The organism is Anaeromyxobacter oryzisoli (assembly GCF_022690765.1).
Taxonomy (GTDB): domain Bacteria; phylum Myxococcota; class Myxococcia; order Myxococcales; family Anaeromyxobacteraceae; genus Anaeromyxobacter; species Anaeromyxobacter oryzisoli.
This window is the reverse complement of sequence record NZ_JALCZA010000039.1, coordinates 1-15,290: the sequence shown is the minus strand read 5'-3', so window position 1 is coordinate 15,290 and position 15,290 is coordinate 1. Positions and strand designations below refer to the sequence as shown.

13 protein-coding genes are annotated in these 15,290 nt (G+C 76.9%); 12 read left to right on the top strand and 1 reads right to left on the bottom strand.

What is annotated here, in order from left to right; translation table 11 throughout:
- The first annotated feature begins 57 nt into the window (after positions 1–57).
- From MNZ27_RS13415 to MNZ27_RS13405, 3 genes are all read left to right on the top strand, one after another.
- The gene (locus MNZ27_RS13415; RefSeq protein WP_242394594.1) at positions 58–708 is read left to right on the top strand and encodes a methyl-accepting chemotaxis protein; all 651 of its coding nucleotides are present in this window, start codon (positions 58–60) and stop codon (positions 706–708) included.
- Positions 709–1,199: 491 nt separating this feature from the next.
- Complete coding sequence (locus MNZ27_RS13410; protein ID WP_242394593.1) at positions 1,200–2,918, top strand: SpoIID/LytB domain-containing protein; 1,719 nt, start codon at positions 1,200–1,202, stop codon at positions 2,916–2,918.
- 197 nt (positions 2,919–3,115) lie between these two features.
- A complete protein-coding gene (locus MNZ27_RS13405) occupies positions 3,116–4,576 on the top strand; it encodes a sigma-54-dependent transcriptional regulator (protein WP_242394592.1) in 1,461 nt (486 codons plus the stop codon).
- A 230-nt stretch (positions 4,577–4,806) separates the two neighbouring features.
- On the opposite strand, the gene MNZ27_RS13400 is transcribed toward MNZ27_RS13405, so the two are convergent.
- Positions 4,807–4,998 carry a hypothetical protein gene (locus tag MNZ27_RS13400; protein WP_242394591.1) on the bottom strand — a complete coding sequence of 64 codons (192 nt, stop codon included), beginning with the start codon at positions 4,996–4,998 and terminating at the stop codon, positions 4,807–4,809.
- A gap of 326 nt (positions 4,999–5,324) precedes the next feature.
- Between MNZ27_RS13400 and MNZ27_RS13395 the strand changes: the two genes are divergently transcribed.
- The 9 genes from MNZ27_RS13395 to MNZ27_RS13355 form a co-directional block, all read left to right on the top strand.
- Entirely contained in the window at positions 5,325–5,900 is a 576-nt protein-coding gene (locus MNZ27_RS13395) for a polysaccharide biosynthesis/export family protein (protein WP_242394590.1), read from the top strand.
- Positions 5,901–5,942: 42 nt separating this feature from the next.
- Positions 5,943–7,073 (top strand): hypothetical protein, encoded by a 1,131-nt coding sequence (locus MNZ27_RS13390; RefSeq protein ID WP_242394589.1) that lies wholly within the window; start codon positions 5,943–5,945, stop codon positions 7,071–7,073.
- Between the two features lie 11 nt (positions 7,074–7,084).
- Positions 7,085–8,452 carry a GumC family protein gene (locus tag MNZ27_RS13385; protein ID WP_242394588.1) on the top strand — a complete coding sequence of 456 codons (1,368 nt, stop codon included), beginning with the start codon at positions 7,085–7,087 and terminating at the stop codon, positions 8,450–8,452.
- An 18-nt stretch (positions 8,453–8,470) separates the two neighbouring features.
- Positions 8,471–9,205, top strand: coding sequence for a CpsD/CapB family tyrosine-protein kinase (locus MNZ27_RS13380; protein ID WP_242394587.1), 735 nt, complete (start codon positions 8,471–8,473; stop codon positions 9,203–9,205).
- Positions 9,206–9,391: 186 nt separating this feature from the next.
- The gene (locus MNZ27_RS13375) at positions 9,392–10,783 is read left to right on the top strand and encodes an exopolysaccharide biosynthesis polyprenyl glycosylphosphotransferase (RefSeq protein ID WP_242394586.1); all 1,392 of its coding nucleotides are present in this window, start codon (positions 9,392–9,394) and stop codon (positions 10,781–10,783) included.
- A complete protein-coding gene (locus tag MNZ27_RS13370; RefSeq protein ID WP_242394585.1) occupies positions 10,780–11,799 on the top strand; it encodes a gluconeogenesis factor YvcK family protein in 1,020 nt (339 codons plus the stop codon). The genes MNZ27_RS13375 and MNZ27_RS13370 overlap by 4 nt, the downstream gene beginning before the upstream one ends.
- 6 nt (positions 11,800–11,805) lie before the next feature.
- Positions 11,806–12,939, top strand: coding sequence for a GNAT family N-acetyltransferase (locus MNZ27_RS13365; protein ID WP_242394584.1), 1,134 nt, complete (start codon positions 11,806–11,808; stop codon positions 12,937–12,939).
- Positions 12,936–14,117 (top strand): DegT/DnrJ/EryC1/StrS family aminotransferase, encoded by a 1,182-nt coding sequence (locus MNZ27_RS13360; RefSeq protein ID WP_242394583.1) that lies wholly within the window; start codon positions 12,936–12,938, stop codon positions 14,115–14,117. Before MNZ27_RS13365 ends, MNZ27_RS13360 begins: the two co-directional genes overlap by 4 nt.
- A partial coding sequence (locus MNZ27_RS13355) for a GNAT family N-acetyltransferase (protein WP_242394582.1) occupies positions 14,117–15,290 on the top strand: 1,174 nt, incomplete at its 3' end. The genes MNZ27_RS13360 and MNZ27_RS13355, both read left to right, overlap by 1 nt.

Genomic DNA, 15,290 nt, shown 5'->3' with positions numbered 1-15,290 from the left:
CCGCTCGCGAGACGAGGCCTCGCCGCGGGCCCCGGGGACGCGGTAGAACGGACGGACATGGAGCCCGGCTCGACCGCCCCCGCCGCGCCCGACGCCGCATCCGATGCCGCGCCCGACGTCGAGGTCGCGCCGCGGCGCGGGGCGCGGCGCCTCCGCAACTACCTCCTCGACACGGGGCTGCAGCTCCGGCTCGCGCGCCGCCTCCTCGCGGTTGCGGTGGTCCTCTCCGCGGGGCTCGGCTACCTCCTCTGGGAGGCGTGGCGGGAGACGAGCGCGCTCCTCGAGCTGTCCGGGACCGAGCTGGACGCGTCGCTCGGCCCCACGATCGCCGGCGAGGATCGGGTCCGGATCGTCCTCGTCGCCGTCGCGCTCGCCGCCGTGGTGGCGTGCCTGCTCGCGGCGGCGGTGGTGATCACGCACCGGATCGCCGGGCCCGCGTACGCGCTCCGCGCCGCGTGCCGGCGGGTCGCCGAGGGGGATCTCTCGGCGCCGAGGCCGCTCCGGGCGCGCGATCTGCTCGTCGAGCTCGGGGACGAGGTGGCGGGGATGATCGAGGCGCTCCGCGCGCGAGAGGCGGGTGAGCGCGACCGGCTGCTCGCCGTCGCGGCGGCGCTGCGCGCCGCGGAGGCGAGCGGGGCGGACCGGACGCGGGCCGCGGCCGAGCTCGAGGCGATGGCGGCGGAGAAGCACCGGCGGATCGCGCCGTGACCCGCGCGCACCTCACCGCGCTCCTGCTCGTCGCCGCGTGCCTCGCGGGCCGCGGGTCGGCGCGCGCGGGCGGCGAAGGCGGGGCTCGGCAGGAGCGGCCTCAGGCCTCGGACGTCACGCATCAGGAAACACCTCCGACGATCGCGACGTCGTCCCCAGCCCCGTCCCCGAACCCGAACCCGAACCCGGCCCCGAACCCGGACCCGGACTCAGCCCCGTCCCCGTCCCCGAACCTGAACCCGTCCCCAGCCCCGGACCCGAACCCGGACCCGGACCCGGCCGCGACCTCGGTCTGCGCGCCTCATGTCGGGCCACGGGCCACGGGCCACGGGATGCGGGAGCCGGGCACGGGGGACGGTCACGGTGACGGTCACGGTGACGGTCACGGTGACGGTGACGGTGCTTCGGCTCCGATCCCAGCCCCGGACCCGGACCCGGCCGCGACCTCGGTCTGCGCGCCTCATGTCGGGCCACGGGCCACGGGTCACGGAATGCGGGAGCCGGGCACGGGGGACGGTCACGGTGACGGTCACGGTGACGGTGACGGTGCTTCGGCTCCGCCCCCGCCTCCGGCGCCCGGGTCCGCACCGACCACCGCGCTTCCTCCGCCGCTCCCCGCGCCCGACCTCCCGCCGCCTCCGCCCTTCGCGGACCTCGCGGATCCGCTCGAGCTGCTCTGGGGACACCGCCTCGAGTTCGCCACCGGAGGCGAGCCGCTCGTCGCGATCCGGCTCATGGAAGGGCAACGCGAGATCGCCTTCCGGCCGCGCGCACGCGCGCGCGTGCTCCTCCGGGGCGGCGCCGTCGTGGAGCTCCCGGCCGGCGCGCGGCTCCGCGTCCGCGCGCGCGAGGCCACACCCGCCGTGATCGCCTGGTCCGCGCTCCTCGACGAGGCGCCGCTCGCCGAGCGGGCGCGCCTGGACGAGGAGCGCCGGACGTGGCGAGCCCTGGGCTTGAGCGTCGTCACGCGGATCGTCGGCGGGCTGTACGGGATCGCCGGCCGCGTGGTGGACGTGCGCCGCGAGCTGCTCCTCGCCGACACGGACGGCACCGTGGCGGCGGCGAAGGCGGCGATCGACGAGGTCCGCGCCCGGACGGGCGTCCACGCGCGGCTCCACGGGCAGGTGGTGGGGCGGCCGCGCGGACGGCTCGAGCTCGTCGGCGAGGGCGGCGACCTCCTCGGCGCCGCCGACGCGGCCATGACGCTGGTCGTGGACGGGGACGCCGGCTTCGTCGTGGAGCGCGTCGAGCACGAGCGCGGCCCCGTCGCGCGCGGCCGCGAGGATCGGACCTACGTCGGGCGGCTGTACGTGACGCTCGACGCGGGCGGCGCGCTGGCGGCGGTGCACGGCGTGCCGCTCGAGGAGCTCCTCCGCGGCCTCGTCCCGAGCGAGATGCCCGCGTCGGTGCCGCTCGAGGCGCTCAAGGCGCAGGCCGTCACCGCCCGCTCGAACGTCCTCGCCCAGCTCGGCGCACGTCACCTCACGGATCCCTTCATGCTGTGCGCCGAGGTCCACTGCCAGGCGTACCGCGGCGACGGCGCCCGGACCGCGCGCTCCGACGAGGCGGTCCGCGCGACGCGCGGCGAGGCGCTGTTCGGGAAGGCGGAGCGCACCCTCGTGGACGCGGTGTACTCCGCGAGCTGCGGCGGCCACGGCGAGGACAACGACAAGGTCTGGGGCGGCGCGCCGTCGGCGAGCCTGCGCGGCCGGCCGGACCTGCCGCCGGACGAGGCGCGGGACGTCCCGGCGGACCTCGCCGACGAGGCGCGGCTCCGCGCCTTCCTCGCCGGCGCGAGCGGCGCGTACTGCCGGCGCCCGGCGGGCGCGCACAACTTCCGGTGGGAGCGGCGCCTGGAACCGGCGGAGCTGGACGCGCTGGCGTCGCCGCTCGGGGTGGGGCACGTCCGCGCCCTCGTCATCCGGTCGCGGGGCGTGTCGGGCCGCGCGCGGCTGCTCGCGATCCAGGGCGACGCGGGCGAGGCCGAGGTCGCCGGAGAGCTGAAGATCCGCCGCCTCCTGCGGAACCTGCCGTCGGCGATGTTCGTGGTCGAGCGCGACGGCGCGGCCTTCGTGCTCCGCGGCGGCGGCTGGGGCCACGGCGCGGGCATGTGCCAGTGGGGCGCCGTCGGACGCGCGAGCGCCGGGCAGGGGTACCGCGAGATCCTGCGGGCCTACTACTCCGGCGCGGAGGTCGCCCGCATCTACTGAGCATGACCCCGCGTGTCGCCCCGTCCCGCGCGGGCGGCGGCGACGCACGGAGGATCCGCCACGCGACGCCGCCCGCGCGTCGAGCACACCCGCCCGGTCGCCTGCCTGCCCGTCACCGCGTTCGGGCCGGTGCCGGGGCGGCGAGGTCGTTCCAACTTCTCGCCGGGGCAAGCGATCGTCCCACCTGCGGAAGACGGATGGAACACCACTGGAACGTGCTCGTCATCGACGACGACGAAGCCGCCCGGACCGCGCTCGCGGCCTTTCTCGGGGCGGCCGGCCATCGGGTTCGCGCGGCCGGGGGGGGCGCCGAGGCCCTCGCGGCGCTGTCGGCCGCCGGCGCGGACGCGATCCTGCTCGACCTGGTCATGCCCGAGCCGGACGGGTTCGAGGTGCTGCGGCGCATCCGCGAGCGGGATCCCGTCGTCCCCGTCATCGTCCTCTCCGCCCTCTCGCAGGCCGAGGACGTCGTACGGGCGATGAAGCTCGGCGCCACCGACTACCTCCCCAAGCCGTTCGAGCCCACCGAGCTGGACCTGGTGCTGCGCCGCGCGCTCGACGGCCCCGTCCGGCGCGCGCCCGAGGTCGCCGACCGCCCACCGCCCGATCCGGACCCGGACCCCGTGGCCTCGCTCCCGGTCGTCTCGGGCGCGATGAGCCGCGTCTGGGAGCTGGTCGAGCGGATCGCCGACACCGACGTCCCCGTCCTGCTCGTCGGGGAGAGCGGCGTCGGGAAGGACGTGATCGCGCGGCGCATCCACGCCACGAGCCGTCGCGCCGGCCGGCCGTTCGTGAAGATCAACTGCGCCGCGCTCCCGGGCGAGCTGCTCGAGAGCGAGCTGTTCGGGCACGAGAAGGGGGCCTTCACCGGCGCGCACGCGGAGAAGCCCGGGAAGTTCGAGCTGGCGCACCGCGGCACCATCTTCCTCGACGAGATCGGCGAGATGGACCCGCGGCTCCAGGCGAAGCTGCTCCAGGTCCTGCAGGACGAGGAGTTCTACCGGGTCGGCGGCAAGCGCTCCGTTCGCGTGGACGCCCGCGTGGTGGTCGCGACGAACCGGAACCTCGACGTGGCGATCCGACAGGGGACCTTCCGGGAGGACCTCTTCTACCGGCTCAACGTCGTCACGATCCGCGTGCCGCCGCTGCGGGAGCGCAAGGAGGAGATCGGCCCGCTCGTGCGCCACTTCGTGGAGAAGTACCGGGAGCGGTACCACGGCGGCCTCGAGGCGATCCCACCGGAGGTGATGGACCGCTTCCACGCCCACGACTGGCCGGGGAACGTCCGCGAGCTCGAGAACCTCGTGCGGCGCCTCGTCGTGCTGCGGGACCCCGCGATGGTCCTCGGCGAGCTCGGTCCACCGCGTCCACCGGCCGCCGCGCCCGCCCTCGCCGCGCCGCTCTCGAACGTCGCCCTCAACGCGGCGCGCCCCGACGCGGCGCTGCACGCCACCCTGCCGGAGGACGCGCCGCTCAAGGACGTCTCACGCCGTGCGGCGCGCATCGCCGAGCGCGAGGCGATCCTCCGCGCGCTGATGCGGAGCGGCTGGAACAAGCGGAAGGCCGCGAAGCGGCTCCAGATCAGCTACAAGGCGCTGCTCTACAAGATCAAGGACTGCGGGATCGTCGACCCGCGGGACGCGGCGACGATCGAGTAGGCCCCGGAGGCGACAGGCCGCAGGCAGCGGGCGCGATCACGAGGCGCCCGGGACCCGATGCACTGAGAGCTTGTCGAAGAATTCGACGAGCTCTCAGGCCGACCCGCGTGAGCGGGGCGGCGGGTGGGGTGAAGCGCCCGAATTCACTTCGGGCGCGAGGGGCGGGCGACGGTCCGCCCCTCCTAGATGGTCAAGGCCCGTCGATTGTTTGACGGGCCTTGAGCCCTCCTTCAGGCCGCCGCCTCCTTCGGCGCCACGGCGCGCGGCTTGCGGGGCCCGACGCCGGTCCGTGCGCTCACCGCGAGGAGCGCGACGCCGAGCCCGAACAGGACCACGGGCTCGATCCAGGACGTCGGGTAGAGCTGGCAGATGATCATCCCGACCCCGAAGAGGCCGATCGTCCAGCCCGCCGCCCTGAGCATCGCCGCCCTCCGGGCGCGCCGCGGGCCGCACCGCCCCTCGTCTCGCGCCGCTCTCTCCCAACGTCGGGCGCCGCGGCGGCGCCGGCAACGCAGGCACTTTCGTTCCACTGGAGGGAAATGCGCTTCCGCTGCTTCGAACCGAGGGTTCGCCTGGCGGCCGTGCGCCTCGCGGCGCGGCGCGCGCGGGACCGCCTGCCGGCGCGGTGATCCGCGGCGTCGCTGGCGCCCGGCGGGGGCGCGGCGAACGCCGGCGGCCGGACGTGGCACGGAGAGTGCTCGAAGGTCGGGGTCGACACGACGGGCGAGCGGCCCGCGGAGGCGATCGCATGGCGCGTGGCGGCTGGGCTTTGTCGCTGGCGGGGCTGCTCGCGGCCTGCGCGTCGCGGGGCGTCTCCGAGCTGGCCGGGGAGCGCCCCGACGCGGACGAGTACCACATCGGGCGCGAGGACGTCCTCGAGGTGGTGGTCTGGCACGAGCCGGAGCTGACCCGGGTGGTGCCGGTCCGGCCCGACGGACGCATCTCGTTGCCCCTCGCGGGCGAGGTGGAGGCGGCGGGGCGGACGCCGGCAGAGCTCCAGGCCGGCCTCGCGAAGGCGTTCGCGCCCTACATCCAGGACGCCGCGGTGGCGGTGCTCGTGCGCGAGATCAACGGCGCGCGGGTCTACGTGCTCGGGGAGGTGACCAAGCCGGGCGGCTTCACGCTGCGCGGCCCGATGACGGTCGTGCAGGCCATCGCGCTCGCCGGCGGCAAGACCGAGTTCGGGGGCGACGACGTCTACTGGATCCGGCAGCGGAAGGACGGGAAGACCGATCGCGTCCGCCTCTCCTACGGCGAGCTGGTGAAGGGGGAGGCGGCGGGTGCGCTCTGGGTCAGGGGCGGCGACGTCCTGTACGTGCCGTAGCGGGACGTCGGGGCTCCACGGAGCGCGAGGCGGAGGCGGGCGATGGGCGTGCTCGGGCGGATCGGGATCGCGGCGATGGCCAGCGCCGCCGTCCTGCTCGGCCCGGCTCGGGCGGCGGCGAGTACGGAGGCGGAGCCCATCGCCCGCCTCACCCTCGAGGGCGGCTACGACTCGAACGCGCTGTACGACGGCCGCGGGGACCGGACCGGTCGGATCTCCCCGGAGCTCGGGCTCCGGCTGCGGGCTCCGCTGTGGGAGCTCGACGGCCTGTACCTCGGCGACTTCCTCCTCTACGACCGGCTCGCGCCCGGCGGGATCTGGAACCACCGCGGGCTCGTCAAGCTGAGCGCGACCCCCTCGCGGCGGCTCGTCGTCGCGCTGGACGCGCGCGGCGGGCACGCCTTCGACCCGGTCGGCCTCGCGCAGATGGGCGTGTTCCGCGCGGGCGAGCAGTCCGCGTGGGTCCTCCAGGCGCGCGGCCGAAGCGATTACCGGGTGACCGAGCGGGTGGACGCGGCCGTGACCGTGGCGGAGCGCACCGTCATCTTCCAGGACCAGAACGGCGGCGCCATGCACGCGCCCGGCGCCGAGCTCCTCTACCGCCTCGACCGCAGGCTCTCGCTGGGGGGGGCCTACGCCTTCGGCGTGTACCAGGGGTTCGAGCCCGGCGCCGACACCCTCGCGTTCTCCCACGGGCTCCGGGCGCGCGCGCGGTACCGGCTCTCGCGCCACCTCCTCGCCGACGCCTTCGCGGGCCCCGCGTACTGGTCCGGTCCGGACGGGCGCGCGCTCGTGCCGGAGGCGGGCGTCGAGCTCCAGCTCTCGAATCGCCAGTGGGATCTCCGGGTCGGCCTCCAGCACGGGCTCGGCATCGGCACCACCGCCCGCCCGGGGCTGGTGGACTCCATCGAGGTCGGATTCGTGCGCCGGCTCGGCACCACGCGCACCTTCGACGTGCGCGGCGACGGCGGCATCTGGCGCTCGGGGGAGGCCCCGAGCGGCGCGAACGCCACGACGGGCTACGCCGCGGCGGGCGAGCTCGGCTGGCGCGTGGCCCGGCCGCTGCGCCTCGCGCTGCACGTGAGCCACTACGACCGGCTCGACGTGCAGACCGCGACGCTGCGGCGAACGACGGTGGGGCTCAGGCTCGGCTGGAGCTCGGACGTGCGGTGAGGGAGCGGGACATGGAACGGACCTACACGTTGCAGGACGTGCTCGAGGCCCTGAGGCGCCGGCGGAAGGTGGCGCTGCTGGCCGGCGCGCTCGTCCTCGCGGCGGGGCTCGCGATCACGCTCCTCACGCCGGCGGAGTACACCGCCGCCTCGACCGTCCAGATCGAGCCGCGCCGGCTGCCGGTGGACTTCTTCCCCGCCCAGGGGATCGTGCCGTTCGAGGACCGGATGCGGACGGTGAAGCACGGGGTCCTCGCGCGTCCGGTGCTCGAGCGGGTCGCGAGGGAGACCGGGATCTTCTCCGAGCTGGGCCCGGACGAGGCGGTGGAGCGGCTCCGGCAGCGGACCGAGGTGCGCCTCGAGGGGGAGGTGCCCGGCGGCCCGCCCGCGCTGCTGTTCGTCGTCGAGGTGCGCGGCCCCGATCCGGTGAAGGTGAAGCAGGCGGCGGAGCTGCTCCCCCGGTACTACGAGCAGCTCACGCGCGACGTGCTCGCCGGCCAGGCGCGCGCGCTGCGCGAGACGCTCGACGCCCAGACCGCGGCCATGGCGGGCGAGCTCGCCGGCCACGAGCGCAAGATCCTCGACTTCAAGCGCCAGCACGCGCCGGAGCTGCCGGAGATGATCGAGACGAACTCCCGCGCGGCGGCCCGGGATCAGGCGCTCATCGAGATGCACCTCGGCGCGATCACCGACGCGCGGCGCCGCCGGAGCGAGCTGCTGGCGTCGATCCCGGAGGGGCCGAGCGTGCCCGGGATGAGCGAGGCGGCCCTCGACGCCGCGCAGCGGAAGCTCCAGGCGGCGGAGGCCGCTTACTCGCCCGATCACCCCGACGTGAAGCGGGCGCGGCGCGAGGTCGAGGAGGCGCAGGCGCGGCGCGACGAGGAGGTGGACCGGTTCCAGAAGGAGCGGGTCCAGCAGCACCTCGCCCGCATCGACGGCGAGCTCCGGGAGCACCAGGCGGCCGTGACCGCCCTCTCGAGCGAGCTGGCGTCGTACCAGCGGCGCGTCGACGCGGCGCCGCAGTGGGGCCAGGAGCTCGCCGCGCTGTCCCGCGACTACGAGGTCGTCCGGGCGAAGTACGCCTCGACGGTCTCGCGGCGCGCGGACGCGGCCGCCGCCGAGGAGCTGCTCGCCGCCGACGGCGGGCGGCTCTTCCGGACCGTCGAGGCGCCGACGGCGCCGACTCGACCCGCGGCGCCGGACCGCGGCCGGATGGCGATGCTCGCCGTGCTGGCGGCCGTCGTGGCCGGGCTCGCCGCCGGCGGCGCCGCCGAATGGCTGGACGGCTCGATGCGGGGGCCGCAGGACGCCGGCGCGCTCGGCGTGCCGGTGCTGGCCGCGATCCCGCGGATCGGCCCGCGGCGGAGCGAGGGCGCGTAGCGCGAGAGGAGAGAGACGATGATCCCAGCCGAGACCCTGCAGACCTCCCACCCGACCACGGCCCCCGAGGCCCGGCTCGTCGCGCTCGCCGATCCGGAGTCCCCGGCGGCGGTGCAGTACCGGGTGCTGTACCAGCGCCTCCTCCGGCTCGCGGCGCGTCGGCCGACGCGGGTCGTCGCGATCACCTCGGCCGGCCGCGGCGAGGGGCGGACCACCACCGCCGCGAACCTCGCGCTCACCGCGGTCCAGGAGGGGCGCAGCGTGGTGCTGGTCGAGGGCGATCTCCGCCGCCCGACGCTGGCGGGGCTCTTCGGTCTCGCGCCGCGCCCGGGGCTCGGGGAGGTGCTCGAAGGCGCGGCCGAGCTCGGGCAGGCGGTGGTGCGCGCGGGAGGGCTCGCGATCCTCTGCGCCGGCGAGGTGCGCGACCCGGCGGCGACGCTTCGGAGCCCCCGCCTGCCGGCGGTGATGGAGCAGCTCCGCGCGGCGCACGAGCTGGTGATCCTGGACGCGCCCCCGGCCCTCGCCTTCGCCGACGGCGACCGGCTCGCCGCGGCCGCCGACGCGGCCGTGCTGGTGATCCGCGCGGGCGTCACGCCCCGGCACGTGGTCCGGATCGCGCTCGAGGCGCTCGGCGAGCGCGCGGTCGGCGTGGTCCTGAACGACGTGGACGCGGCGGCGGGCGGGCGGGTGTCGTGGCTGTACGCCGACGGCCCCGAGGCGGCGCCCGCGGCGGTCGATCGGCGCGTGGGATGAGGCGCACGGCCCCGGTCGAGCGCTCCTGCGCGGTGCGCGCCGCGCCCGCGCGTGGCGTGCGGAGGTCCCGCGGGGAGCGGCGCCGGGAGGAGGAGACTTCGGCCGGGTGATGTGCGGAGCGGGCGCACCGTCCCAGGTTTGGTGAGCGCGGGTCGCGCGCGGGGCGGCGGGGTCGGAGGGGGCGGCTTGGTCCGGGTCTTCAATCACTGGTTCTCCCCGCAGAAGGCGGTCTACTTCCTCGCGGAGGAGACGGTCCTGGTCCTCGCGCTCCTCGCCGGCGCGTCGCTCGGCCCGGTCGCGGCGCAGGCCGGCGGCGCCGTCGCCCCGGTCGCCCCGGCGATCCTGCGCGCGGGGCTCGCGTCGCTCTTCTTCGCGGGGGCGCTGTACCTCGGGGACCTGTACGACCTGCAGGCCGCGGTGCGGGACCGCGTCGACGGCCGGCGGCTCCTCCGGGCGCTCGGCGTCGCGGTGATCGCGCTCGCCGTCGCGGATCTCGTCCTGCTCGTGGTGGTGCCCGGGTGGATGCTCCACCGCTCGCTGGTGGTCGCCGCGGCCGGTGGCGCGCTCGGCGTGATCGCCGCGCGCGCCCTGATGCCGGCGGTGGTGGGGGCGCCGACGCGGGTCCTCTTCCTCGGGGCGGGTCCCCGCGCGCGCGACCTCTCGCGCGCGGTGGAGCGCGAGGCCGAGGGGCTCTGGGAGGTGGTCGGCTTCGCCGCGCCGGAGCGGAGCCGCGCGCCGCCCGCCGTGGACCCGGCGCTGCTCCGGGACGGGCCGATCGGGGACCTGGCGCGGCGGGAGCGCGCCCAGGTGATCGTCGTGGCGATGGAGGACCGGCGGGCGGGCCTCCCCGTGGACGCGCTCCTCCGGCTCCGGACCTGCGGGTACAGCGTCGTGGACGACGTCGGCTTCGCCGAGGCGGTGCTCCAGCGGATCCCGCTCGCGCTGGTCCGCCCGTCCGCCCTGATCTTCGACGAGGGCTTCCGCGTGTCGCGGACCACCCGGACGCTGAAGCGGCTCGTGGACGTCGCCGCCTCGGCGGCGATGCTGCTCCTGGCCGTCCCCGTGATGGCGCTCGTCGCGGCGGCGATCGCCGCCGCGGACGGCCGGCCGATCCTCTACTCGCAGGAGCGGACCGGGCGCGGCGGGCGCGCCTACCGGATCTGGAAGTTCCGGACGATGCGCCGCGACGCGGAGAGGCTCGGCGCGGCGTGGGCCACCGACGGCGATCCGCGGGTCCTGCCGGTGGGGCGGTTCCTCCGCCGGGCGCGGCTCGACGAGCTGCCGCAGCTCTGGAACGTCCTGCGGGGCGACATGAGCCTCGTCGGGCCGCGGCCGGAGCGCGCCGTCTTCCTCGCGGAGCTCGAGGCGCGCTGGCCGCTGTTCGCGCTGCGCAAGCTCGTGAAGCCGGGGATCACCGGGTGGGCGCAGCTCCGTTACGGCTACGGCTCGACGATGGAGGAGCAGGCGCAGAAGCTCGAGTACGACCTGTACTACATCAAGAACACGTCGCTGTTCCTCGACCTCGTCTGCCTGCTCGCCACCGCGAAGGTCGTGCTGCTCGGGAGGGGGGCGCGATGAGGAGCTTCGAGGTGGTCCCGTCGCTGCCCGTGGCCCCCGCGGCGGAGCCGGCGCCGCTCCGGGTCGTCGCGGCCGGGGGCGGGACGGGGCTGCCGCGCGTGCTCGCCGGCCTCGCGCCGGGGGTGGAGCCGGAGGAGGGGCGGCCGGTGGCGGTGACCGCGCTCGTCACCACCGCCGACGACGGCGGGAGCTCCGGCGCGCTGCGCCTGCGGTACGGGGTCCCTGCGGTGGGGGACGCCCGCAACTGCCTCGTCGCGCTCACCTCCGCGCCGAACCCGCTCGCCGCGCTGTTCCAGCACCGCTTCGGCCGCGGCGACGGGGACCTCGCCGGCCACACGGTGGGGAACCTCGTGCTCGCGGCGCTCGCCGAGCGGCTCGGCGACCTGTCCCGGGCGGTCTCCGTCGCCGGGAAGCTGCTCGGGGCGCGGGGCCGGGTGCTGCCCGCGGCGGAGGGGCCGGTCGAGCTCCTCGCGGAGCTCGCCGACGGCCGGCTGGTCCGGGGCGAGCGGGCCATCGCCGCGGCCCGGGGCGAGATCGCGGCGCTCCGCCTCGCCGGCCCGGCGCCGGCCCCGGCCGAGGCGCTCGAGGCGATCCGGGCGGCGGACCTGGTCGTGCTCGGGCCGGGGAGCCTCTGGTCGAGCGTGATCGCGAGCCTGCTCGGGGGCGGCGTCGCCGAGGCGCTCCGCGCGACGCGCGCGACGCGCGTCCTCGTCGTGAACCTGTTCACGGAGCCGGGCGAGACCGACGGCTGCACCGCGGCGGAGCACGTGGCCGCCGTGCAGGAGCAGCTCGGGGACGTGGTGGACGTCGCCCTCGTCCACCGCCCGCCGCTGCCCGCGAGCGTCGTCGCGGCGGCCGCCGCCCGGGGAGGGAAGCCGGTGGCCGTGGACCGGGCGGAGATCGAGGGCCTCGGAGTGGTCCCGGTCGTGACGGATCTCCTCGAGCCCCGCGGGTCCGGGCGCCACGATCCCCAGAAGCTCGCGCGGGCGCTCCTCGCCATCGCGCGCGCGCGGTGACGGCCGATGCGCCCGCTCGGCGAGAGCCCCCTCGCGACCGCACCGGCGCTGCGGCGGCCGACCTTCGTCGAGGCGCTCGAGGGCCGGGCCGCGTTCGACGCCCTCCGCGACGAGTGGAACGCGGTGGTGGCGCGGGGGCCGGCGGACCTGCCGTTCGTGCGGCACGAGTGGCTCGCGGCGTGGCTCGACGCCTTCGCGCCGGAGGGGCGCCTCCGCGTGCTCGTCGCCCGCGACGGGGGCGGGGCCGCGATCGGGCTCGCGCCGCTGCTCGAGGAGCGATCGCGCGGCGTGGTGCGCCTCGTCGCGCCGGCGAACGAGCACTCCTGCCGGTTCGAGTGGGCGCTCGGGGCGGACGCCCCTGCCGCGGTGGCCTCGCTCTGGGCGCACCTGCGCGACGCGGTGCGCTGGGACGTGCTCGTCCTCCGCGACCTCCCGCGCGACGGCCCGACCTCGACGCTCCTCGAGCCGCTCGCCCGGGCCGACGGACACGTCACGGGGCGCTGGGAGTCGCTCAGGACGCCGGTCCTCGAGCTCGGCGGCCGCGGCGCCGAGGCCCGCACCTCGCCGGGGTTCCGGGCGAACCTCCGCCGTCGCGCGCGGCGCCTCGGCGAGCGCGGGGCGGTGTCGGTCCTCCGCGAGGACGGCACCGGCGACCTGTCCGGCGCGCTCGGCGAGTTCTTCGCGCTCGAGCGCGCGGGCTGGAAGGGGGCGCGCGGGACCGCCATCGCCGAGGATCCGCGCCTGGTGGCGTTCTACGTCCGGGTGGCCCGGGACGCCGCCGCCCGCGGTGCGCTCGCGATCCGCGCTCTGGCCCTCGACGGCCGTCCGATCGCGATCCACCTCGGGCTCGTGCACCGGGGGGTCTACTACCTGCCGAAGACGACCTACGACGAGCGGCTCGGGACGCTGTCGCCCGGCCAGCTCCTCCAGCGGGAGGTGGTCGCGGAGTGCGAGGCGAGGGGGCTCGCCGCGCTGGACTTCCTCGGCCCGGACATGGAGTGGAAGCGGGACTGGCGGCCCGGGCACAGGCCCCACGACTGGCTCTACGTGTACCGGCCCTCGCTCGCGGGGCGCGTGCGGCACGGTCTGAAGCACCGGCTGCGCCCGCTCGCGAAGGAGGTGCTCGGGTGGAGGCGATGACCGGCGCCACCCCGTCGCGCGGCGTCGCCGTGTTGGAGGAGCGCCGCCGCCGCTTCATCCCGGCCCTCCCGACGCTGTGGCCGGGGCTGCTCTCGCCGTTGACCGCCGAGCGCCCGCCGCCGTTCCCGCTCGGCGCGCCGCGCGTGACCTGCTTCTACTTCGCGCGGAACGCCGTCTTCCACACGGTGCGCCTGCTCGGCCTCGCCGGGCGGGAGGTGCTCGTCCCCGCGTACCATCACGGCGTGGAGATCGCGGCGCTCGTGGCGGCCGGCGCGGTGCCGCGCTTCGTGCGGGTGGACGCGCGCATGCGCCTCGACCTCGGGGACCTCGCCGCGAAGGTGGGTCCCCGGACCGGGGCGATCTACGTGATCCACTACGCCGGCTTCCCCCAGCCCATGGACGAGGTCCGCGCCGTCGCGAGCCGGGCCGGCCTCCCCGTGGTGGAGGACTGCGCGCTCGCGCTCCTGTCGGCGGACGGCACGCGGGCGCTCGGCTCCATGGGGGAGATCGGGATCTTCTGCTTCTACAAGACGCTGCCGGTGCCGAACGGCGGCGCGCTGGTCGTGAACGCGCGCGGCGTCGCGTCGGCCGCCCCGACGCCGGCGGGCGCCCCGCTCGGCTCGACGCTCGCCCACGCCGCGGGCGCGCTGGTGGCGAACGCCGCGTACCGCCTCGGTGAGGCGGGCGTGGCGCTGCGGCTCGCGGCGCGGGGCGCCTCCCGGGCGGTGCGCCGCGCGACCGGGCTTCGGCCCATCTCCACGGGGACGAGCCGCTTCGACCTCGGGGCGGTTCACCTCGGGATGAGCCGCCTCACCGAGGTGATCGCGCGCCGGGTGGACGCGGCGGCGGTGGTGGCCGCCCGCCGGAGAAACTACTTCCTGCTCCTCGGCCGGCTCCGCGAGCGGGTCCCGCCGATCTTCGCCGAGCTCCCCGCGGGCGTGTCGCCGCTGTTCTATCCGCTGCTCTGCGAGGACAAGGCGAGGGTGAAGGCGCGCCTCGCCGCCCGGGGCATCGAGACCGTGGACTTCTGGCGGAGGGGGCACCCGCTCTGCCCGACCGGGGCCTTCCCCGAGGTGGCGGCCCTCCGCCGCCGCGTCCTCGAGCTGCCCGTCCACCAGGATCTCTCGCCGGAGGACATGGCGTTCGTCGCGCGGTGCGCGTGGGAGGCCCTGACCTGATGGCGATCCCTCCGCGCATCGACCGCTCGCCGCGCGCGGGTGCCACGAGCGTGGAGGCCGCGGCGCCGGAGGTCCGTGGCGGGCACGATCCGGCGCGCCTCGAGGCGCTCGTCCCCGAGTGGTCCGCGCTGGTGGACGTCGCCCCCACGGCGAGCCCGTTCTCGTCGCCGGAGTGGCTCGTGCCCTGGTGGCGGCGCTTCGGGGGGCGACGGGCGCTCTGGATCCTGGAGGCGCGCGGGCCGGGCGGGCGCCTGGACGGCCTCCTCCTGCTCGCCTCGCGCCCCGCCCTCCCGGGGATCAGGCGCTGGCAGCTCCTCGGGAACGGCCTCACCGGCGCCGACGGGCTGGACGTCCTCGCCCGTCCCGGCGCCGGCGCGCTCGTCCGGAGCGCCCTCGCGCGTGCGCTCGCCGCGGGGGGCTGGGAGCTCCTCGACCTCGAGGACGTGTCGTTCGGCTCGCCGACGGCGGCGGCGCTCCAGCAGGTCCTCGGGCCGCGCGGGTTCGCGGTCGAGACGGTCCGGCGGTTCGCCTGCCCGGGGTTCGCCGTCCGCGGCACGTTCGACGCGCACCTGCGCGGGGTCCGGCGCCGGGAGACGTACGGTCGGAGGGCCCGCTGGCTCGCCCGGCAGCCGGGGTTCCGGATCGACGTCGCGACCACGCCGGAGGAGGCCGGCCCCGCGGTCGAGGACTTCCTCCGGCTGCACCGGCTGCGCTGGGCCGCGGAGGGCGGGAGCTACGGGATCCCGCCCGCCGCGGAGGACTTCCACCGCGACGCCGCCCGCCGCCTCGCCGCGCGGGGGTGGTTGCGTCTCTACCGCCTCTTCGCCGGCGGCCGCGCCATCGCGGCGGTCTACGGGATCGAGGCGGCGGGGACGTTCCACTTCTACCAGTCCGGCTACGACCCGGAGTGGTCGGCTCGAAGCCCGGGGTTGGTCCTCACGGGCCGGACCGTCGAGGACGCCTACGCCCGCGGGCTGCGCTACTACGACTTCCTCCGCGGCGAGGAGCCGTACAAGCTCGACTGGGCGCGAGACCGGCGGGAGCTGTGCGCCGTCCGGGTCCGCGCGCCCTCGCTCCGGGCGACCGCCGGCGCGGCGGCGGACGTGGCCTGGGGGGCCGCGCGCGGGCTCGCGCGGGCGGCGACGCCAAGGCGGGCCTGGGCCGCGCTCCGGC

What these genes read in the sequence shown, in the direction of transcription:
- MNZ27_RS13415 (WP_242394594.1), top strand. Translation starts at nt 58, where the DNA reads ATGGAGCCCGGCTCGACCGCCCCCGCCGCGCCCGACGCCGCATCCGAT.
- MNZ27_RS13410 (WP_242394593.1), top strand. Translation starts at nt 1,200, where the DNA reads ATGCGGGAGCCGGGCACGGGGGACGGTCACGGTGACGGTCACGGTGAC.
- MNZ27_RS13405 (WP_242394592.1), top strand. Translation starts at nt 3,116, where the DNA reads ATGGAACACCACTGGAACGTGCTCGTCATCGACGACGACGAAGCCGCC.
- MNZ27_RS13400 (WP_242394591.1), bottom strand. Translation starts at nt 4,998, where the DNA reads ATGCTCAGGGCGGCGGGCTGGACGATCGGCCTCTTCGGGGTCGGGATG.
- MNZ27_RS13395 (WP_242394590.1), top strand. Translation starts at nt 5,325, where the DNA reads ATGGCGCGTGGCGGCTGGGCTTTGTCGCTGGCGGGGCTGCTCGCGGCC.
- MNZ27_RS13390 (WP_242394589.1), top strand. Translation starts at nt 5,943, where the DNA reads ATGGGCGTGCTCGGGCGGATCGGGATCGCGGCGATGGCCAGCGCCGCC.
- MNZ27_RS13385 (WP_242394588.1), top strand. Translation starts at nt 7,085, where the DNA reads ATGGAACGGACCTACACGTTGCAGGACGTGCTCGAGGCCCTGAGGCGC.
- MNZ27_RS13380 (WP_242394587.1), top strand. Translation starts at nt 8,471, where the DNA reads ATGATCCCAGCCGAGACCCTGCAGACCTCCCACCCGACCACGGCCCCC.
- MNZ27_RS13370 (WP_242394585.1), top strand. Translation starts at nt 10,780, where the DNA reads ATGAGGAGCTTCGAGGTGGTCCCGTCGCTGCCCGTGGCCCCCGCGGCG.
- MNZ27_RS13365 (WP_242394584.1), top strand. Translation starts at nt 11,806, where the DNA reads ATGCGCCCGCTCGGCGAGAGCCCCCTCGCGACCGCACCGGCGCTGCGG.
- MNZ27_RS13360 (WP_242394583.1), top strand. Translation starts at nt 12,936, where the DNA reads ATGACCGGCGCCACCCCGTCGCGCGGCGTCGCCGTGTTGGAGGAGCGC.